The sequence below is a fragment of the Methylobacterium sp. J-072 genome (assembly GCF_022829425.1).
Lineage (GTDB): Bacteria > Pseudomonadota > Alphaproteobacteria > Rhizobiales > Beijerinckiaceae > Methylobacterium.
On record NZ_JAKSYK010000051.1, the window covers coordinates 31,317 to 51,003 of the forward strand.

Below are 19,687 nucleotides of genomic sequence, written 5' to 3' on the forward strand. Positions count from 1 at the left end.
CAGATCTAAACAAGGCCGCAGCCGGTATTTTCTCTGCGTTTGGTGAGCCTTCGCCCGGGCTGGGGCGTCGCGGGTAGGCGGTCCCGGCTGACCGACCGGCGACCGAGTTGCGTCGGTTCGGGCGGGGGGACTAGACCATGGGCGGACGAAACCGCGCCCGGTCGATTCGGGCTGCGCCGTTCCGATTGCCACAAGCGTCTCATGAATCTCGGCAAGCGTATCCTTCGCCATCCCGTCGTTCAGCGCATCCTCGGGCGCGCGGCGGCCGGGTATCTGCGCCTGGTGCGGGCGACCAACCGGTTCGAGGTCCAGGCCGGCACGGCCGGCACCGGCGACGCCGACGGGTGGATCGGTGCGCAGGTGCCGCTCATCGCCGGCATGTGGCACGGCCAGCACATCATGATGCCGTTCATGCGCCGGCCGCGGGACCGGGTCGCGACGATCATCTCGAAGAACCCGGACGGCAACATCAACACCATCGCGTTGGAGCATCTCGGCGTGCGCGTGATCCGGGCCTCCGGCGCCCGCGGCCGGGACCGGGCGACCGATGCCCGCGCCAAGGGCGGCGCCGAGGGCTTGCGGGCGATGCTGCGGGCGCTGAAGGCCGGCGAGTCGGTGGCCTTCAGCGCGGATGTGCCGAAGGTCTCGCGCCGCTGCGATGCCGGGATCCTGACGCTGGCGCGTTTCTCGGGCCGCCCGATCGTCCCGGCCGCCGTGGTGACCAGCCGGCACCTGCGCTTCAAGTCCTGGGACCGGGCCTGTCTCGGCCTGCCCTTCGGCCGGGGCGCGGTGGTGCTGGGCGACCCGATCTACGTCGCCCGCGACTGCGCGGGCGAGGAGTTCGAGGCGCTCCGGCGCCACCTCGAAGCCGAGATGAACCGGGTTCATGCCCGCGCCTACGCGCTGGTCGGGCGGGCCGACCGCGCAGCGCTCTATCGCAGTGCGCCCGTGGCGGCGGCCGCCCCGGTGGGAGACCCCGCGTGAAGCTTCCGCCCGTGACCCTGCCGCTGCTGGCCTACCGGACCGGCCTGCGCGTCGGCGAGCCCGCTCTGGCCGGGCTCCTCGCCTGGCGCGCCCATCACGGCAAGGAGGACCCGCTGCGGCTGCCCGAGCGGCGCGGCCTGCCCGGCCGGGCGCGCCCGGTCGGTCCGCTCGCCTGGATGCACGGCGCGAGCGTCGGCGAGGTCCTGTCGCTGATCGGGCTCGTGGAGGGCATGATCGCCCGCGGCTTCTCGGTGCTGGTGACGACGGGGACGCGCTCGGCCGCGGAGCTGATCGGCTCCCGCCTGCCGCCCGGCGCCGTGCACCAGTACGTGCCGCTCGACGCGCCGCGCTGGGTGGCGCGGTTCCTCCGGCACTGGCAGCCGAACCTCGCCATCGTGGCGGAGTCGGAGATCTGGCCGAGCACCATCCTGGAGCTGGACGCCCGCGAGATCCCGCTGATCCTGGTCAACGGCCGGATGTCGGAGCGGTCGTTCAAGGGCTGGGAGCGCTGCCCGCGCACCGCCAAGGCGCTGCTGTCGCGGATCGCGGTCTGCCTGACGCAGACCCAGGAGGACGGCGCGCGCTACGCCAAGCTCGGGGCCCCCCGCGTGAGCGTCACCGGCAACCTGAAATTCGACGCCCAGGTGCCGCCGGTCGACCTGCAGCAGCTGGACTATCTCGGCGGCATGATCGCCGACCGGCCGGTCTGGGTTGCCGCGAGCACCCATGAGGGCGAGGACAGCATCGTCGCCTACGCCCATGCGGTCCTGAAGGCGCAGTTCCCGAGGCTCCTGACGATCCTCGCGCCCCGGCATCCGAGCCGCGGCGGTGAGGCGGCCGAAAGCGCGGCCTCCTACGGCCTGCGCAGCGCGCGGCGCTCCAGCGGCGGGCGGCCCCACCCATCCGTCGAGGTGTACGTCGCGGACACGATCGGCGAGTTGGGCCTGTTCTACCGGCTCGCTCCGCTGGCGTTCCTCGGCGGCTCCCTGGTCCCGCATGGCGGCCAGAACCCGATCGAGCCGGTGCGCCTCGATACGGCGATCCTGCATGGGCCGCACACCACGAATTTCGACGTGGTCTATCGCGCTCTCGACCGAGCCGGCGCGGCCCTGCTGGTCCGGGACGGCGTCGACCTGGCCGCCATGGTCGGCGAACTCCTGGGGGATCCCGCGCGTCTCACAGGCATGGTCCAGGCCGGGCCGCAGGCGCTGCAGCCTTTCGAGGGCGCGGTCGGGCGCACGCTCGCGGTGCTCGAACCCTTCGTCGCGCAGATGAAGCTCCAGCGCCTCGACCGGGGCGACATCGCCCGTCCGCTCGCGCGGGCCTGATGCGGCCACCGCGCTTCTGGGCTGCGGGCGCCGACCACCCGGTCGCGCGCGCCCTCGCGCCGGTCGGCGCGGCCTACGGCGCACTCACCGCCCGGCGCATGGATCGTCCCGGCGCCCGGGCGGGCTGCCCGGTCCTGTGCCTGGGCAACTTCACCCTCGGCGGGGCCGGCAAGACGCCGGCCGCGATGGCGGTCGCCGAACTCCTGGTCGAGCTGGGCCGGAGGCCGGCCTTCCTGTCCCGCGGCTATGGAGGGCGCCTGGCTGGACCGGTCCGGGTCGATCCGGACAGCCACGCGGCCGCGGATGTCGGCGACGAGCCGCTGCTCCTCGCCCGTCACGCGCCGACGATCGTATCCCGGGACCGTCCGGCCGGGGCGGCCCTGTGCCGGGCGCTCGGCGCCGACGTCATCGTGATGGATGACGGGTTGCAGAACCCGACGCTCGCCAAGGATCTCGCCTGGGCGGTGGTCGATGGCGGCGCCGGCATCGGCAACGGCCGGCCGTTTCCGGCGGGTCCCCTGCGGGCGCTGCTCGATCGGCAATGGCCCCACGTCTCCGGCCTGATCCTGGTCGGCGACGGCCCGCCGGGCGCATCGGTGGCGGAGAGCGCGGAGCGGCGCGGATTGCCGGTCCACCGGGCGCGGCTGGTCCCGGATGGATTCGATCTGGCCGGGGGGCGCTGCCTCGCCTTCGCGGGGATCGGCCGTCCTGAAAAATTCTTCGCGACCCTGCGCGGGACCGGAGCCGCCATCGTGGCTGCCCGCCCGTTCCCGGATCACCACCCCTACGGTGCCGCCGATCTCACGGCCCTGGCCGCGGAGGCGGACAGGCTCGGCGCGGAGCTTGTGACGACCGAGAAGGACGCCGTGCGGCTTCCCGCCGCCTTCGCGGCCCGGGTTCGCGTGCTGCGCGTGCGCCTCGTGCCGGACGATCCGGAGGCTCTGCGGCGGCAGATCCGGCAGGCGCTCGAGAGTTCTACGGCCGACCGGTTTCCTTGAGCCGCTTCAGGATCGCCTCCGGCGACACGTACGCCTCCTGCCGGGTGGCGCTCCAGTAGCGCAGCTCGTCCAGCGGGATCGACTCGCCGGTCACCGCACAGCGCACGAAGCCGCCCGGTTTGACCACCCGCATGGTGCCGTCCCCATACTGGACGACCGCCTCGCCATTCTGTCCACGCTCGTAGCGACCCAGCACGTCCGCCTCCTGATCGATACCGCCTTCTACACAATCCGAAGCGTTCGCAGAATCAAGCGAGCATCGACGGCGTCGCCTCGGCGGCCAGCAGAGCCCGCGCCGTCTCGGCATCGACATGCATGCGCGCGATCAGCGCGTCGGCGCTGGCGAACCGCTCTTCGCCGCGAATGTAGCCGACGCATTCCACGGCGATCTCCCGCCCGTAGAGGTCCCCAGAAAAATCGAACAGGTAGACCTCCAGGAGCGGCGCGCCGTCGTCGAAGGTCGGGCGGCGGCCGTAGCTCGCGACGCCGTCGCGGATCTCGCCGGGCCCGAGGCGCACCCGCACCGCGTAGATGCCATGCGCCAGCCCGCAATCGGGCAGCATCACGTTGGCGGTCGGGAAGCCGAGCTGGCGGCCGCGCTTGTCCCCGTGGCGGACCTGGCCGAGCACGAACCAGCGATAGCCGAGGAGCGCGTTGGCCCGGGCGATGTCGCCCGACGCCAGGGCCGCCCGGATCGCGCTCGACGAGACCGGCTCGGTCTCGCCCGCCAGGGCGACCGGCTCCACGATCCGGCAGCCCAGCCCGGCCTCGCGGCAGAGGTCGGCCAGGATCGCCGGCGTGCCCTCGCGGCCACGGCCGAAATGGAAATCGTGGCCGACCACGACGCCGGACAGGCCGAGCGACCCTTTCAGGAAGTCGAGCACGAAGGCGCGGGCGCCGGTGGCAGCGAGCGCTCCGTCGAAGCGGCGCACGATCAGCCCGTCGAGGCCGAGATGGGCGAACACGATCTCCTTCGCGGCCAACGACGTGAGCCGGAACATCGGTGCGTCGGGCGCGAAATAGGCGCGCGGATGCGGCTCGAAGGTCAGCACCGCGGCCGGCCAACCGGCTTCGCGCGCCGCCGCGCGCACGTTCTCCACCAGCACCCGATGCCCGCGATGGACGCCGTCGAAATTGCCGATCGCCGCGACCGCTCCGGCCAGGGCCGGCGGCACCGGCGCGTCCGCGCCGCAAATCGTAAAGGGCCGCATGGCCGGTTCGTCGCCTGAGGCCATCGATTCGGGATCGGAGACTCGAAAAGGGTCGGATGGAAGCGCCTGCGCGGTCCGCGCTAGGCCCGACGGAGCCGGACCCTGCCGAAACGCGCCCGGAGGGTCAAGGGAACCGGCCCTCCTGCGACATCGCAGGGGTCGGCGGCGAATGCCACACCTGCAGATTAACGCCTTCGCAATGCGCGTGCCCTATTTTAAATGCTGTGCAGCGCGGCTATTTTGCGGCGCTAGTGAAACGTTCATCTTTTCGGGAGCCGCCTTGGCCTCCCGCCGGGCAATACGGAGCAGTTGGTCTATGGCTCTCGATCTGAGCATGCCGATCCTCGTTGTCGACGATTACCAGACGATGGTCCGAATCATTCGGAATCTACTGAAGCAGCTCGGCTTTGAAGAGGTCGATGACGCTTCGGATGGTACGGCAGCACTGGCGCGCCTCAAGGACCGCAAGTACGGCCTGGTCATCTCGGACTGGAACATGGAGCCGATGACCGGCTACGAGCTGCTGCGGCACGTGCGCGCCGATGAGAATCTTCGGACGACGCCGTTCATCATGGTGACCGCCGAGTCGAAGACCGAGAACGTCATCGCCGCCAAGAAGGCCGGCGTGAACAATTATATCGTCAAGCCGTTCAACGCGGCGACGCTCAAGTCCAAGATCGAGGCTGTCTGCGGGAATTGATGAGTCCCGTGGCCCATCCCACGCGCACTCCAGTGAAGCCCCCGGCACGCCGGAAGGCGCCCAAGAGCGATGCCGCCAAGAGCGATGCCGCCGGCATCGCTGGTCACCGATCCCAGGAGGAGAGCATGGCGTCACTCGCCGCGCGACAGCCCGATATGCGGTTCCGCGAACCGCACGCCGTGATCTCCGAGTTGATCGAGATCGCGGATTACATCGCCCATCTGCGCGAGGAGATCGGCGCGCTCCGGGCGAACGAGATGAGTCGCGACCGGATTCCCATGGCCCATGAGGAGCTCGGGAGCGTGGTCGCGGCCACGGCCGGGGCGACCAACACGATCATGGAGGCCGCGGAGGCGATGCTCAGCCTCCCGGACGGCCCGGGCTACCGGGACGCGGTTGAGGAGCGGATCAACACGATCTTCGAGGCCTGCGCCTTTCAGGACATCACCGGCCAGCGCATCGCCAAGGTGGTCGAGGCCCTGCGGCTGTTCGAGCAGCGGCTCGCCCGCTTCGTCGGCGCCGTGAAGGCCCGGGATGCCACCTCCACCGATCCGGTCGAGATGGCCCGCCGCGCCCGCGCCGAGGACCTGCTCCTCAACGGCCCCCAGGCCGTCGAGGAAACCCCGTCCCAGAACGACATCGACGCCATGTTCGCCTGACCGGACCTGAATTGGTCCTGGGGAACAGAGCGCCCTCGGTAACCCGATGCCAGAAGGCGCCGTGGCAGGAAAATCTCAGCATCCGCGCGTTGGCGGGCCGACGCGCGGATGCTGAGAGCCTGTTTGACAGGTCTTTCCCATTCTCGCCCTCATCCTGAGGTGGCGTAGCGGAGCGGAGCCCTCGAAGGAGCCCTCCAGCCTGCCGCGCGATCCCTGGAGGGCTCCTTCGAGGCCCAGCGATCTACGATCGCCGGGCACCTCAGGATGAGGGGAGAGATTGGGATCTCCATCGGCAGAACCATCATTCGACTGCGAGCGTGCGGTCAAACAGGCTCTGAGAGTCTTGATGGATCGCAGGTTTTCGACGCAAAACCGCCGGCGACTTTTGCGAAACCTGCTGAGGCCCAGATCATGGTGGCGCGGCTCTGGTCCGATCTGACCACGGACGACTTCACGCGGCGCGACTTGCGGCGGGCCGTGGCGGTGCTGCCGGTGGCCGCCATCGAGCAGCACGGCCCGCACCTGCCGCTCGGCACCGACGCGATCATCGCCGAGGGCTACCTCGCCCGTGTCCGCGCACGCGTGCTGGACGATCTCGACGTGCTGCTGCTGCCGGTGCAACCCATCGGCAAGTCCGATGAGCACGACGCGTTTCCGGGCACGCTGTCCCTGGACACCGGGACGGCGCTCGCCGCCTGGACCGGGATCGGGGCCGCGATCCATCGCGCCGGCTGCCGCAAGCTGGTGATCGTCACGAGCCACGGCGGCAACAGCGCCCTCATCGATCTCGTGGCCGGCGAGCTGCGGGCGCGGTTCGGCCTGGTCGCGGTCACGACCGCCTGGGCCCGGTTCGGCTATCCGGATGGCCTGTTCCCCCCGGAAGAAATCGCCCACGGCATCCATGCCGGCGGCGTCGAGACCGCGCTGATGCTGGCCCTGCGGCCGGATCTGGTGCGGGCCGACCAGATCGCTAATTTCCCGCCGCGCAGCCTCACGATGGTCCGGGACTTCACCCATCTGCGCGCCGGCCGTCCCGCCGCCTTCGCCTGGAAGGCCGGCGACCTGCATCCCTCCGGGGCGATGGGCGATGCCCGGCTCGGCTCCGCGGAGGCCGGGCAGGCGGCGCTCGATCACGGTGCCGTCGCCTTCGTGGCATTGTTGCGGGACGTGGACCGCTTCGAGCTCGACAGGCCGGATCCGGCGTAACCGGCGCGGCTTTGCAGCCGAAAGGTCGGTCACGCGCCGGCATTCCTCGCTGGTGTCGGGAGGCCCGGCCATGAAAATCGTCGCGTTGATCTCCGCAGCCCTGATGCTCGCCGCCGTGCGTCCGGCCGCAGCCCTGGAGCGCCCCGTCGTCGTCGAGCTGTTCACCTCGCAGAGCTGCTCCTCCTGCCCACCCGCGGAGGCGCTAATCGGCCGGCTCGCCCATGAAGGCGCGGACGTGCTGCCGCTCGCCTTCCACGTCACCTACTGGAACCATCTCGACTGGCGCGACCCCTATTCCCTGCCGGCCGCCACCGCCCGCCAGAACGACTACGCCGCCCGGTTCGGCGGCCCGACCTACACGCCGCAGGCGGTGATCGACGGGCAGGCCGGCTTGGTCGGCTCCGACGAGGCCGGGTTGCGGGCGGCGATCGCGCAGGCGCGGGGCATCGGGACGGCCGTCCGGGTGACGCTGGCCCGTGACGGCAACCACCTCTCCGCCAAGGTCGGGGCGGGGAGCGGCACCGGCCGGGTCCTGCTGATCGGGTTCGATCCGAGCCACACCAGCCGGGTCCTGCGCGGCGAGAATGCCGGGCGCACCCTCGAGCAGGCCAACGTCGTCCGCGCGATCCAGGATCTCGGCTCCTGGTCCGGCTCTGCGGCGACCTTCGAGGCCGCCGCGCCGACGGGTGAGACTGCCGCCCTCCTCCTGCAGGCCGAGGACGGCCGCATCCTGGGCGCGGCCCGGTTGGGCGACCGCCTCGCCACGGCCGAGGGGAGCCCGCGATGATGCTGGCCATGCCGGGCTGTGTCGCGGGGCGCGGATGGGTGCTGGCGCCGGACTCCAACCCCGCGCTAGACTCAGCCCAGGCGGGAGAACGGATCGGCGGCGGAGCCCGGATGGCGCTCGAAGGGGAACTGGCCGCTCTGATGGCGGCCGCACAGGGCGGTGACGCTGGCGCGTATCGCGCCCTGCTGAAGGCGTGCCTGCCCCTCGTCTCGGCGATCGCCCGGGCGCAGGGCGTGCGCGGCGAGGCGGTGGACGACGTCGTGCAGGACACGCTGATGACCGTGCATCGGGCGCGCGCCAGCTACGATCCGGCGCGGCCGTTCCTGCCGTGGCTGCGGGCCATCACCCAGCGCCGGGCGATCGACCGCCTGCGCCGGGCTGGCCGCCGGCCCCGGGAGGTCCACGATCCCCTCGCCTACGAGGCCGAAACCGATCCCGGTCCCGAGCCCGGCCAGGGTCTGGAGGCGCGCGACCGGGCCGCGGCGCTGGCCCGCGCCGTCGCGTCCCTGCCGGACGGGCAGCGGCAGGCGGTGGAGCATCTCGGCCTGCGCGAGCTGTCGCTGGACGAGACCGCGGCCCTCACCGGGCGCAGCAAGGGCGCGCTCAAGGTCAACCTGCATCGGGCCCTGAAGGCCCTGCGCGCCAACCTGATGCAGGAGCGGCGCTGATGGCCGATCTCGCCCGCCACGAGCGGCTCGTCGAGGATCTCGCCGGCAGCCTGGAGCCGGTCCGGCCGCTGCATGCGCCGGTCCTGAGGGCCGCGCTTTGGCTCGGTGCAGCTCTGCTCATCGGGCTGGTCCTGGCGAGCCGGATCGACACCAGCGGCTTCCTGCTGCGCATGCGCGTGCCGGATCTCGCCCTGGCGGCGCTCGGCGCGGTGCTGACGGCCATGGGCGCCGCCTTCGCGGCTTTCGCCACCAGCGTGCCGGGCCGCTCCCGGGCCTGGGCGCTGCTGCCGCTGCCGCCCCTGGCCCTCTGGATCGGGGCGAGCGGGTTCGGCTGCCTGCGCGACTGGATCGCCCCCGGCACCGGACCGCTGCACCCGCAAGAGGTCGCCGGCTGTTTCAGCTTCCTGGTCTGCGTCTCGGTGCCGCTCTCGGCGCTGATCGTCGTGATGCTCCGCCGGGCTTGCCCGCTGCGGCCGAACCTGACGGCCGCCCTGGGCGGGCTGGCCGCCGCCGCCGCGGCCGCCGCGCTGCTGATGCCGTTTCACCCGCACGACGCCACCGCGTCGGATCTGCTGATCCACGCCGTCGCGGTGCTCGGGGTGATCGGACTCAACGGCCTCGCGGGCGGTCGGCTGCTCGGCAGCCGCGTGGATTAGAGCGCGCGCCGCCGAAGTGGATGCTGGTTCGGCGCGAGCGAGCGCGTCAGAGGAAGGACGGCGCTGAGCTCAGCGCTCGTCCGGGTCCGAACCAGGCCAGGCCACGATCCGGTCCGGCAGCTCGTCGTCCGAAAACTCTTCCTCGTTGCCGGATAGCCGGCCGCGGACGGAGATGCCGGCCTCGTGGACACTCGAAGCCCGGCCCGAGATCAGCGGGTGCCACGGATAGAGCGGCTCGCCGTCGCGCACGAGGCGATAGGCGCAGGTCGGCGGCAGCCACGGGATCGTGCGCACCGCCTCCGGGGTCAGGCGGACACAATCGGGCACGCGCTTCTGGCGGCGGGCATAGTCGCGGCAGCGGCAGGTCAGGCCGTCGAGCAGGGTGCAGCCGATATCGGTGTGGTGGACCTCGCCGGTCTCGTCGTCCTCGAGCTTGATCAGGCAGCACCGGCCGCACCCGTCGCAGAGGCTCTCCCACTCGGACGGCGTCATGGCTTCGAGGGTCTTGGTCCGCCAGAACGGCTCGGCGACCCCGCGGCGCAGCGCCTCGGGCTTGGACATCGGTCAATCTCGCGATCGGGAAGAGCGTGTCTCTGCCCGAGCCGGCGCCGCGGGGCAAGCGGGGCCGGGGCGCGACGAATCGCGAGACTGCGCAGAGCCTCGCCCACCGTTCCGGATCCTGCTAAGGATGGGCACGCCGCGCAGGCGCTCGACAAGCCGGGTCCGACATCGTGCGCCTGCCGACGCTCACCGAGATCAAGATCCGCATCGAGCGCGCCGCTCTGGCGTTCGATGCCTGGGTCAATGCCGGCCTCTACGACAGCGGCCGGTCCACCGGCGCGGCCTACGAGCGCTTCCAGCGGGTCATGAGCCGGTTCGCCGTGCATGGCTGGAAGCGGTTCGCCCTCGACCTGACCAGCGAGGCCGTCACCCTCGGGGCCGGCGGCGCGGTGCTGCTGCTCGCCTTCGCGCAGCCCGCCTTCCAGCTGACCAGCGACAACTGGCTGAAGCAGCAGGACCTCGCGGTCACGTTCCTCGACCGCTACGGCACGGAGGTCGGCCGGCGCGGCATCAAGCACGACGACTCGCTCAAGCTCGACGAGTTTCCCGACATCATGATCAAGGCGCTGGTCTCCACGGAGGACCGGCGCTTCTACGAGCATTGGGGCATCGACCCGATCGGCACCCTGCGGGCGCTGGTCAACAATTCGCGCGGCGGCGGCGGCACGCAGGGCGGCTCATCGATCACCCAGCAGCTCGCCAAGAATCTCTTTTTGACGAACGAGCGGTCACTCGAAAGAAAAATCAACGAGGCGTTCCTGGCCCTGTGGCTGGAGAGCCATCTGACCAAGAACGAGATCCTGAAGCTCTATCTCGACCGGGCCTATATGGGCGGCGGCACCTTCGGCGCCGTGGCGGCGGCGGATTACTATTTCGGCAAGCCGCTTAAGGACATCAGCCTCGCAGAGGCCGCCATGCTGGCGGGCCTGTTCAAGGCGCCGACGAAATACGCGCCCCACGTCAACCTGCCCGCCGCCCGCGCCCGCGCGGCCGACGTGCTGCACAACATGGTCGAGGCCGGCTTCGTCACCGAAGGTCAGATCCAGACCGCCCTGCGCAATCCGGCGACGCCGGTGACCCGCACCCGGGACATCACCGCCGACTACTACCTCGATTGGGCTTTCGGCGAGATCAAGGCCATGGCCGATGCGGGCAAGCTCCGCAGCGACCGGGTGCTCACCGTGAAGACGCCCCTCGACCTGGCGATCCAGAAGCGGGCCGACGACGTGGTCGCCGACATCCTGCGCAAGTCCGGCGACGCCTTCGACGTGGACGAGGCCGCCATGGTGATCCTCGATCCGGACGGAGCGCTGCGTGCCATGGTCGGTGGCGCCGATTACGGCGAGAGCCAGTTCAACCGCGCCACCGACGCGCTGCGCCAGCCCGGCTCCTCGTTCAAGCCCTACGTCTATTCCGCCGCCCTCGCCTCGGGCCTGTTCAAGCCCGAGACCGTGGTGGTCGACAGCCCGGTCTGCATCGGCAACTGGTGCCCGCAGAATTACGGCCGGTCCTATGCCGGCCGGGTGCCGATGTGGCTCGCCGTGGCGAAGTCGATCAACACGATCCCGATCAAGATCTCGATCGCGCTCGGCAAGGCCATGGGCATCAGCCACGAGGCCCGGGCCGCCAAGGCCGGCCGCGCCAAGATCATCGAGACCGCCCACCGGATGGGCATCACCTCGAACCTGATCGACACGGTCTCGATGCCGATCGGCTCCGACGAGGTGACGGTGATCGACCAGGCCGCCGGCTACGCGGTGTTCGCCAATGGCGGCTTCAAGGCCAAGCCCTACGCGGCCATGGAGGTCAAGAACTCGTCCGGCGAGGTGATCTACCGCCACGCCGACGAGCCGCCGGATCGGGTGTTGTCGCCCCAGGTAGTGGCCGACATGAACTTCATGCTCAACAAGGTCGTCGAGGAGGGCACCGGCAAGCGCGCCCAGCTCGAAGGCGTGAAGGTCGCCGGCAAGTCCGGCACCACCAATGCCTACCGGGATGCCTGGTTCGTCGGCTACACCGGCAATTACGTCGGCGCGGTCTGGTTCGGGAACGACGACCACACCTCGACCAACAAGCTCACCGGCGGCTCGCTCCCGGCCCAGCTCTGGCACGACGTGATGGAGCCGGCCCACCAGGGCATCGAGATCAAAGGCCTGCCCGGCCTGAAGGACAGCCCGCGCGCCGCCCAGCAGCAGGCGTCGGGCGGCCCCACCGCCCCGATCGACCCCAACGCCAGCGCTTATGGCAAGCTCTCGCGCCGCTCCTTCGAGGTGATCGGCGGCCTCAACGGCCTGTTCCGCACCGTCGAGCGCGCGCCTGCCGGCGAGGCGGGGCCGGATGCCGGCGGCGGCGACAAGGCCACGCAGAAGACCGACCGGAAACCCGGCGACCGGGCCGCGGGCCCCCCGGCCCAGCCGCGCGAGATGGCCGAGGGCGCCCGGTCCGTCGGCGGCCGCATCGAGCTGCGATGATCCGATGAGGCTCGCGATCCCTGGAAACCCCGGCCGCAGATCCGCGGCCGGAGACGATCGACCCGCGCCGCAGCCGCGCTCCCTCGGCCGCGCGGGCCGGCTCGTCGCCCGTGTCTGGCGCAAGAGTTCGATCGCCGGTCTCGCGGTCTACGCCTTGGCGCTCGGCGGGGTCGTCGGCCTCGCCAGCGCCGATTGGGCGACGCGGGGCGGCTACCCGTTCGGGGGCGTGCAGGTCGGCGCCTGGACGGCCTGGCCCCGGGCCGGCGCGGCCAATGCCGATCCCTATACCCGCGCCGTCAACGCCCGCCGCGGCGAGATCCCCCTGGCGGTGGGCGAGGGCCTGCTGCTGACCGCCGCGGTCGACGACCAGGGCCGGGCGCTCGACGCCACCTGTACGTATCGCATCGGCGGCGGGACGCCGCCGGCCCGGGCCTGGACCCTCACGGTCGCGGGTCGCGGCGCCCGCGAGCCCGGGCGACCGGCCGTGCGCGAGGGCTTCACCTCCACCGAGATCCTGCGCGCGGCCGACGGGCGGTTCTCGGTGGTGCTCGCCCCCGAGGTCCAGCCCGGCAACTGGCTGCCGAGCCCCCGGGAGAGCGGCCCGGTGCGCTTGGCGCTGCGCCTCTACGACACGCCGGCCGCCGCCAGTGTCGGCTCGCTCGATCGGGATTCGGTACCGGCCATAACCCGCCTGGGATGCGCGTCGTGAACCTGCGCTTCGTCTACGCCACGCTGATCGGGCTGGTGCTCGCCGGGATCGTGCACATCGCCGCGGTGCTGGCGATCCCGCGCCTGTCCGAGACGGATGCCGTCTCGCGCGCCCGGACCAGCGAGAACCTGGATCACCCGCAGCCGATCTACACCGTGGCCACCGGCGACGACCCCTCCCCGCCCGAGGCGTGGCTGCCGATCCCGGACCCGGCCGTGGCGGTCGGCGTCTGCGCCTACGATCTCGCCGACGGGCCGATGCGCGTCTCGGCCCGGACCGGGCCGCTCTCGCTGTCGCTGGCCGCCCATGCCCGGCGCGGCGCCTTCTACGCGGTGACCGATCAGGCCGCGGTGCGCGGCGCCCTCGACCTCGTGATCCTGACCCGCGCCCAGTACGACGAGGCGCTGGCCGACGACGACGAGAACGACCCGAGCCGCGACGTGCGCATCGTCGCGCCCGACAATCGCGGCGTCGTGGTCGTGCGGGTGATCGCCGGCCTGCCGAGCCAGCGGCCCGGCGCCAACGCCGCGGTCCAGGCCGTCTCCTGCACCACCGACACGCAGACGGACGAGCCCGCGGGCAAGGATCCGACCAATAAGGGTGCCGGACGGTAGCGCCGTCTCAGTATTTGACGACGAGCGGCGGGGCCTCGGCCACCGGCGCGATGGCAGCTTCGAGGCCGCAGCGCGCCGCCGCATCCGGCGGCAGCAGCGGAACCAGCAGGTTGCGGCGGGCGGCGAGCATGGCCAGGGACCGCTCGGCCGAGACCGATTCCGGCGCCGGCGCCTGGGCGAAGAGGTGCTCCAGGGCGTAGCGATAGCGCGCGAGGCGCAGGCCGGTCTCGATCCGCACCCAGGCGATCAGGCACCGGTTCTCGGCCACGCGCTGGGCGGCCAGGCGGATGTCGGCATCGTCCAGGGTCTTGGCATAGGGAAGGCTGCGCAGCCGCGCGGCATCCGCGTCGATGACCCGGGCGGCGAGCGCCGTGAAGATCGGGATCAGGCGGGCATCGGCCGTGGCGTCGTCGGCGAGCTGCCGATAGCGGGAGACCGGCGAGCGCGATGGTTCCGCGGTCAGCGTGTCGTAATAGGCGCCGACTTCGTCGAACCGCCAGGTCGGGGTGGCGTGCGCGCTCGCCAGCCCGAGCAGCGCCTCCTGGAAGGCCGAGAAGGTGCTGGCCGGCTGTACGAACCGCCAGGCGCGGTCGCGCAGGGCCTGCTCGTCGTCGGTGAGGCCGGAATCGAGGATCAGGCGGCCGCGATCCCGCGCGGAGAAGCTGCCGGTGGTGTCGATCAGGCCGTTCCACACACCGGTCCGGGGCCGGCCGAAATCGCCGCTCTGGGTGCAGGCGGCGAGCAGCGCCAGAGCCGCGCCGGCGGGCAGGAGGCGGGAGGCCTTGCGGGTGCGGTTCGTGCGCGTCCCGGCTTTGGGCGGGACATTCGGCCGAGGGCGGTCCGGGACAGGCATGATCAAACCGTCGGAAACATCGCGGCCGGGCCGGTCGCCGTGCTCAGGAGGCGAGGCGCTCGTAGCGCACGCCGAGGAAGAACAGGATCTCGCCGCGCTGTTCGTCGGCGCGCGGCAGGCGGCGCGTCCGGCGTGCCTCGGCGCTGGGAAACGGGATCAGGAGCGCGGACGCATCCTGCCGCGCGTCGTTGGCGGGCATCGGCGGTCGGAGCGCGCGCGTCACCCGCGGCTTGAATGGGGTCATGGTCTCCGGCTCCTGTCGGCGGCTCGAGCGGCAATGCCCGGGCCCTGCAGAGGGGGTCGGCAAGGGCTACAGAAACCATTCAGCATGACGTGGTTAACGGAGTCTTGCCGGCCATCCGGCGGATGTGGCGCGCGAATTGCGACGCCGCGTTTGCCCATGGCGGGCGTTTCCTCCCTTTGACTGAGGCCCTGTCCGATCGCGGACGGGGCCTTTTTTCTTGCCGGCTCGTGCGGCCTCGGGGCCACACCCGGGCGAGGCGTTGGCGCGGCGTTCGGCGCGGGGAACCCATGCGGAGCTGCGGCGCTTGCCTACCGCCCTGCGCGACCGATATGCCGGACCCAAGCGGACGGGATACCGCCGCATCGATTTTCCGCGCGATCGAGATTTGAGGACACCGCTGAATGCGACTCGTTCCGGAACGCACCCTGCACGCCTACCGCCGTCGCAGCCTCGCCGCGGCAGCGCTCACCCTCGTCACGCTCGCCGCCGGCCCCGCCTATGCCCAGCGCGAGGACCAGGGGCTGCAGCTCGGCTGCGCGAACGACTATTTCCGTCTCTGCGCTGGTGTCGATCCGAACAGCCAGGACGCGGACAAGTGCATGATGCGCAACCGCAAGCGTCTCTCGCCCGAGTGCCGCTCGGCGATCGGCGATTACGACAAGCGCACCGGCAGCAAGTCGATGTCCGACGATTGAGCTTGCCTCCGGTTCCGACACGCGCCGCTGGCGAGGGGCATTTTCGATGGGCCTGACCGTCGCCGTCCAGATGGACCCGATTCAGAATATCCGGATCGCCGGGGACACCACGTTCGCCCTGCTGCTGGAAGCCCAGCGGCGGGGGCACAGTCTGATCTACTACACGCCGGACCGGCTCTCGATGCAGGGCCGGCGCGTGACCGCACGGGTCGAGGGGCTGACGGTCCAGGACGTCGAGGGCGCGCATTTCACGCTCACGCCGCCGGAGCGGATCGACCTCGCCGAGGCGGACGTGGTGCTGATGCGCCAGGATCCGCCCTTCGACATGGCCTACATCACGGCCACCCACATGCTGCAGCGGATCCATCCGGAGACGCTGGTGGTCAACGACCCCTTCGAGGTGCGCAACGCGCCCGAGAAGCTGTTCGTGCTCGACTTCCCCGAGCTGATGCCCCCGACCCTGATCAGCCGCGACAAGGCGGAGATCGAGGCGTTCCGGCTGGAGCACGGCACCGTGGCGATGAAGCCGCTGCACGGGCATGGCGGCGCGGCCGTCTTCAAGGTGACCGAGACGGATCCGAATTTCGGCTCGATGTTCGATCTGTTCGCCGCCACCTTCCGGGAGGCCTGGGTGATCCAGCGCTACCTCGACCGGGTGACCGAGGGGGACAAGCGCATCATCCTTGTCGACGGCGTGGCGATGGGCGCGGTCAACCGCGTGCCTGCGGCCAACGACATCCGCTCGAACATGGTCCGCGGCGGTGCAGCGTCTGCTTCGGAGCTGACCGAGCGCGAGCGTGAGATCTGCGCCACGATCGGCCCGGAACTCGCCCGGCGCGGCCTGATCCTGGTCGGGATCGACGTGATCGACGGCCATTTGACCGAGATCAACGTCACCTCCCCCACCGGCATCCGAGCGATCCAGCGACTCGGCGGCCCCGACCTCTCGGTGGCGGTCTGGGACGCAATCGAGGCCCGGGTCGCGGCGCGTAAAGGTGTCTGAGAGGCTGTTTGGTCAGTCTTTCCCATCCTCGACCTCATCCTGAGGTGCTTCCGCAGAGCGGAAGCCTCGAAGGAGCCCTCCAGGGATCGCCGAGACTTCTGGAGGGCTCCTTCGAGGCTGCTGCGCAGCACCTCAGGATGAGGGGGAGATTTGGATAGGCGTCGGTCAGAACCGCCATTCGACTGAGCGCACGCGGTCAGACAGGTTCTGACCCGTCTCATGTCTCGGCCTTCGGCGTCGCGTTGAGCTCGGCCCAGTCGAACTCCTCCTCCAGCAAAAAATAGGCGTCGTCGCCGATCCGGCCCTGGCGGCGCAGGGACAGGACCGCGTTGCGGGCGGCCTCCACCGAGCGGCGGCGGGCGGCGTCCGAGGGCAGGCTCTCGGGGGCGCGACCCTCGTCATGGGCCTCGGCCTCCTCAAGCGCCGAGCGGAACTCCGCGCGCAACGAATCGATCGCCGGCTCGTCCCCGGATTCGGACAGGCTCTCGAGGGCGGCCTTGTAGGCGGCGGCCCGCGCCCAGCCGACCTCGCGCCCGACCGGATCGTCATCCTCCAGCTTCAGGTAGGCGAGCAGTGGCCGCAGGGTCAGTCCCTGGACGATCAGCGTGCCGAGCACCGTGAAGAAGGCGGTGAACACCACGAGGTCCCGGTGAGGAAACTCCATCGGCAGCGCCAGGGCGGCCGCGACCGTGACGATGCCGCGCATCCCGGCCCAGGACAAAGCGAGCCCCGGCCCGTACCGCGCCCGGGAGCCCGCCTGACGCAGGCCGAGGCCCTTGAGGCCGGTCGTCGGCAGGACCCAGGCGATCCGCGTCACCACCACGGTGGCGAAGATCGCCGCCGCCAGGAACATCGCCTGCCAGGCATCCGCGCCGGTCAGCCGGTCCTGGATCGGGTCGATCTGGATGCCGATCAGGATGAAGGCCAGGACGTTAAGCACGAACACCGCCGTGTCCCAGACCGCGTAGGAGATCACCCGGGTCCGCGGCGCGGTGATGCCCGGCGCCCGGCGGGCGACCGTGACCGCGAAGGTCACGATGGTCAGCACCCCCGACATCTCCAGCTTCTCGGCGGCCAGCCAGATGCCGAAGGCGGCGACGAACTGCATCACGATCGTGCTCGCCGGGTCGGTGACGCGGCGGGTCAGGGCGACGAAGGCCAGGCCCAGGCAGGGGCCGGCTGCCAGGCTCGCCACCACGCCGAGCAGGAAGGCGGGGGCCACCTCGGCCGGATGGAAGCCGTCGGCCATCGCGGCCGCCACCGCCAGCCGGTAGATGATCAGCGAGGCGGCGTCGTTGAGCAGGCTCTCGCCGCGCAGGATCGTAGCGAGCCGATGGGGCATCGGCGCATGCTTCAGCACTGCCAGGGCCGCCACGGCATCGGGCGGCGCGACCACGGCGCCGAGCACGATGCAGGCCGCGATCGGCATGTCGGGCACAATGAGATGCGCCACGAACGCGACGGCGAGCGTCGTCACCGCCACGGCGCCGACCGCGAGGCCGAACACAGCGCGCCAATTGTCCCTCATGTCCCGCACGGAGGCGTCGAAGCCGGCATCAAGCAGGACGGGGGCGAGGAACAGGGCAAGCGCCAGCTCGGGATCGAGCCGCAGGTTCGGCACGCCGGGCACGAAGGCGAGGCCGACGCCGCCGAGCGCCAGGAACGCCGGGTACGGCGCGCCCAGCCGTCGCGCCAACGCAGCCAACAGGACGGCGCCGAACAGGACGCCGACAACCCACTCGAAGATCACCATGAGTCTGAAAGAGGGCGGGCACCGCCACCGTTCCAGGGCGCCCGGCTCAGTACTGCACGGTCGCGCGCACCCCGAGCACCGCCGCGTTGCGCAGGCGGCGCCCATCCGGGCCGGCCACCCCGGCGCCCGGGTGGAACACGTATTGGACATCGGGCTGTACCGTGAAGCCCGGAACCACGACCGCCTGGTAGGTCGCCTCCAGCACCGTCTCGGCCCGCCGCCGCGGCATCGGGACGCCGGTATAGAGGATCGTGTCCCGGTCGGCTCGGCGGGCGTCGTCGCTGATCCGGGCATGGGCGAGGCTCACGCCGATCGTGTCATCGTCGCGGCCGTCGAACAGGCCCTTATAGGCGAGGCCGGTATCGACATAGGCGTCGACCAGGCTGGAGCGGGTCGGCGAATAGGCGGCGCGCACGAAGAAGCCGAGGCCCTCGTCGTCCTTGCCGGATTCCCGGTACAGGGTCTGGTCGTAGATCGCGTAGAGGCCGGCATTGCCCCGGAGCGGGCGGCCGATGCCGGTGGCGTTCGGGTCGGCCAGCGGCACGCCGGTGATGTCGTACCGCAGGCTGTCGAACCGGCCGAAATGCTGCCAGCCGCCTAGCGTGATGTCGCCGGGCAGGCCCTTGGCTCCCGGCTCGATGTTGAACGCGTAGGTCGCCTCGGCGACGATCAGGGCCGGATCGTTGGTGCGGAAATTCGTGCCGGTGCGGTTGAGCCGCTGCGCCTCCGGGTCCTGGCCCGGCCGGTTCGCCCCGGCCGGGTCGCCGTCATAGAGCCCGACCTGGAGCGAGAAGCCGTTGCCGGGCACGTATTTGGCGCGGATCGCCGGGGCCGAGAGCGGATAGGCCGGGCCGCCGCTCGGCAGGTCGAGCCCGGTGATCGCCGGCCAGCCGAAGGTCGAGTTCACGAACAGGGTCGCGGTCTGGCTGACGAAGAACTCGGTGTCGGCGGCCTGCTGGCCGATCCGGAGACCGAGCTGCCCGTCCATCAGGCTCTGGTCGAACCACAGCACGTAGAGGCGGCTCGACGGCAGCGCTTCGATCACGCTCGTGGTCAGCAGGTCGCCGACATAATAGCGCGACAGGCCGGTGCCGTGGATGAAATAGGCGTTGGCGTGGATGGTCGCGCCTTCCCAGCCGGCAAGCCGGTCGAGATCGAGGTTGAGCCGCAGGTTCAGGCGATCCTCGACGATCGCCCCCTGGCGGAGGCCGCCGGTCGGGTTGCCCAGCACGTCTGCGATGTAGGTCAGGCTGTACTCGATGCCGCGCGCCTTCAGCACCGGGCGGAGGCCGAAGGGATCGCCGAGGGGACCCAGCGAAGGCTCGATCGACCGCACGTAGCCGCCGGAGGCCTGGCTGGTGCTCTCCGGCTGCGAGACCGAGATGCGCGGATCGGCGCCCGCACCCTCGAAGACCGTCTTCACATGCTGCTGGGCCGCCGCCGGCGTCGCGGCGAGGGCAAGGCCCATCGCGAACCGGGGCAGATTCTTGAACGACATCGGCCGCTTCCGCGCGACGGGCATCGCGCTGTCTAGCACGCCGCCGCCCCGGCGGAGCGCGGGACCTTGCGGCGGCCGCGCTCTTGCCT

21 protein-coding genes are annotated in these 19,687 nt (G+C 71.1%); 14 read left to right on the forward strand and 7 right to left on the reverse strand.

The annotated features are described in order from the left end of the window. The first annotated feature begins 201 nt into the window (after positions 1-201). Genes MKK67_RS04650 through lpxK form a run of 3 tightly spaced genes read left to right on the forward strand, consistent with a single transcriptional unit; the run spans position 202 to position 3,310 of the window. Positions 202-984 (forward strand): lysophospholipid acyltransferase family protein, encoded by a 783-nt coding sequence (locus MKK67_RS04650; RefSeq protein ID WP_243962493.1) that lies wholly within the window; start codon positions 202-204, stop codon positions 982-984. Beyond that, positions 981-2,312 carry a 3-deoxy-D-manno-octulosonic acid transferase gene (locus tag MKK67_RS04655; RefSeq protein WP_243962494.1) on the forward strand — a complete coding sequence of 444 codons (1,332 nt, stop codon included), beginning with the start codon at positions 981-983 and terminating at the stop codon, positions 2,310-2,312. The genes MKK67_RS04650 and MKK67_RS04655 overlap by 4 nt, the downstream gene beginning before the upstream one ends. Next, the gene (lpxK, locus tag MKK67_RS04660) at positions 2,312-3,310 is read left to right on the forward strand and encodes a tetraacyldisaccharide 4'-kinase (protein WP_243962495.1); all 999 of its coding nucleotides are present in this window, start codon (positions 2,312-2,314) and stop codon (positions 3,308-3,310) included. Before MKK67_RS04655 ends, lpxK begins: the two co-directional genes overlap by 1 nt. Here lpxK and MKK67_RS04665 read toward each other — a convergent pair. Both MKK67_RS04665 and MKK67_RS04670 read right to left on the reverse strand, forming a co-directional pair. Next, positions 3,288-3,506: a DUF2093 domain-containing protein gene (locus MKK67_RS04665; RefSeq protein WP_243962496.1), complete on the reverse strand. Its 219-nt coding sequence runs from the start codon at positions 3,504-3,506 to the stop codon at positions 3,288-3,290. The genes lpxK and MKK67_RS04665 overlap by 23 nt on opposite strands. A gap of 52 nt (positions 3,507-3,558) precedes the next feature. After that, a complete protein-coding gene (locus MKK67_RS04670) occupies positions 3,559-4,545 on the reverse strand; it encodes a bifunctional riboflavin kinase/FAD synthetase (RefSeq protein WP_243962497.1) in 987 nt (328 codons plus the stop codon). 292 nt (positions 4,546-4,837) lie between these two features. On the opposite strand from MKK67_RS04670, the gene MKK67_RS04675 reads away from it, so the two are divergent. The 6 genes from MKK67_RS04675 (at position 4,838) to MKK67_RS04700 (ending at position 9,197) form a co-directional block, all read left to right on the forward strand. After that, positions 4,838-5,221 (forward strand): response regulator, encoded by a 384-nt coding sequence (locus MKK67_RS04675; protein WP_007560016.1) that lies wholly within the window; start codon positions 4,838-4,840, stop codon positions 5,219-5,221. Positions 5,222-5,346: 125 nt separating this feature from the next. After that, complete coding sequence (locus tag MKK67_RS04680) at positions 5,347-5,880, forward strand: protein phosphatase CheZ (protein ID WP_243962498.1); 534 nt, start codon at positions 5,347-5,349, stop codon at positions 5,878-5,880. A gap of 411 nt (positions 5,881-6,291) precedes the next feature. After that, a complete protein-coding gene (locus MKK67_RS04685; protein ID WP_243962499.1) occupies positions 6,292-7,086 on the forward strand; it encodes a creatininase family protein in 795 nt (264 codons plus the stop codon). Between the two features lie 70 nt (positions 7,087-7,156). Continuing rightward, complete coding sequence (locus MKK67_RS04690) at positions 7,157-7,873, forward strand: DUF1223 domain-containing protein (RefSeq protein ID WP_243962500.1); 717 nt, start codon at positions 7,157-7,159, stop codon at positions 7,871-7,873. 110 nt (positions 7,874-7,983) lie between these two features. After that, complete coding sequence (locus tag MKK67_RS04695) at positions 7,984-8,541, forward strand: sigma-70 family RNA polymerase sigma factor (RefSeq protein WP_243962501.1); 558 nt, start codon at positions 7,984-7,986, stop codon at positions 8,539-8,541. Further along, positions 8,541-9,197, forward strand: a complete 657-nt coding sequence (locus tag MKK67_RS04700; RefSeq protein WP_243962502.1) for an NrsF family protein — start codon at positions 8,541-8,543, stop codon at positions 9,195-9,197. Before MKK67_RS04695 ends, MKK67_RS04700 begins: the two co-directional genes overlap by 1 nt. A 69-nt stretch (positions 9,198-9,266) precedes the next feature. Here MKK67_RS04700 and MKK67_RS04705 read toward each other — a convergent pair whose 3' ends face one another. After that, entirely contained in the window at positions 9,267-9,758 is a 492-nt protein-coding gene (locus tag MKK67_RS04705; protein WP_243962503.1) for a YcgN family cysteine cluster protein, read from the reverse strand. A gap of 170 nt (positions 9,759-9,928) precedes the next feature. Between MKK67_RS04705 and MKK67_RS04710 the strand changes: the two genes are divergently transcribed. Genes MKK67_RS04710 through MKK67_RS04720 form a run of 3 tightly spaced genes read left to right on the forward strand, consistent with a single transcriptional unit; the run spans position 9,929 to position 13,552 of the window. Further along, the gene (locus tag MKK67_RS04710) at positions 9,929-12,229 is read left to right on the forward strand and encodes a transglycosylase domain-containing protein (RefSeq protein WP_243962504.1); all 2,301 of its coding nucleotides are present in this window, start codon (positions 9,929-9,931) and stop codon (positions 12,227-12,229) included. Positions 12,230-12,233: 4 nt separating this feature from the next. Beyond that, the gene (locus MKK67_RS04715) at positions 12,234-12,938 is read left to right on the forward strand and encodes a DUF1214 domain-containing protein (RefSeq protein WP_243962505.1); all 705 of its coding nucleotides are present in this window, start codon (positions 12,234-12,236) and stop codon (positions 12,936-12,938) included. After that, entirely contained in the window at positions 12,926-13,552 is a 627-nt protein-coding gene (locus MKK67_RS04720; protein ID WP_243962506.1) for a hypothetical protein, read from the forward strand. Before MKK67_RS04715 ends, MKK67_RS04720 begins: the two co-directional genes overlap by 13 nt. 7 nt (positions 13,553-13,559) lie before the next feature. Here the strand turns inward: MKK67_RS04720 and MKK67_RS04725 are convergent, their stop codons facing one another. Beyond that, on the reverse strand, positions 13,560-14,405 hold the full coding sequence (locus MKK67_RS04725; RefSeq protein WP_243962507.1) for a hypothetical protein: 846 nt from the start codon (positions 14,403-14,405) through the stop codon (positions 13,560-13,562). 43 nt (positions 14,406-14,448) lie between these two features. Then, positions 14,449-14,649, reverse strand: coding sequence for a hypothetical protein (locus MKK67_RS04730; protein WP_243962508.1), 201 nt, complete (start codon positions 14,647-14,649; stop codon positions 14,449-14,451). 401 nt (positions 14,650-15,050) lie between these two features. On the opposite strand from MKK67_RS04730, the gene MKK67_RS04735 reads away from it, so the two are divergent. Together MKK67_RS04735 and gshB are read left to right on the forward strand one after the other, a co-directional pair. After that, positions 15,051-15,344, forward strand: a complete 294-nt coding sequence (locus MKK67_RS04735) for a hypothetical protein (RefSeq protein ID WP_243962509.1) — start codon at positions 15,051-15,053, stop codon at positions 15,342-15,344. A gap of 46 nt (positions 15,345-15,390) precedes the next feature. Beyond that, a complete protein-coding gene (gene gshB / locus MKK67_RS04740; protein WP_243962510.1) occupies positions 15,391-16,347 on the forward strand; it encodes a glutathione synthase in 957 nt (318 codons plus the stop codon). A 217-nt stretch (positions 16,348-16,564) separates the two neighbouring features. Here gshB and MKK67_RS04745 read toward each other — a convergent pair whose 3' ends face one another. Then, positions 16,565-18,100, reverse strand: a complete 1,536-nt coding sequence (locus MKK67_RS04745) for a cation:proton antiporter (RefSeq protein WP_243962511.1) — start codon at positions 18,098-18,100, stop codon at positions 16,565-16,567. Between the two features lie 46 nt (positions 18,101-18,146). Then, positions 18,147-19,598: a carbohydrate porin gene (locus MKK67_RS04750; RefSeq protein ID WP_243962512.1), complete on the reverse strand. Its 1,452-nt coding sequence runs from the start codon at positions 19,596-19,598 to the stop codon at positions 18,147-18,149. Positions 19,599-19,687: the final 89 nt, after the last annotated feature.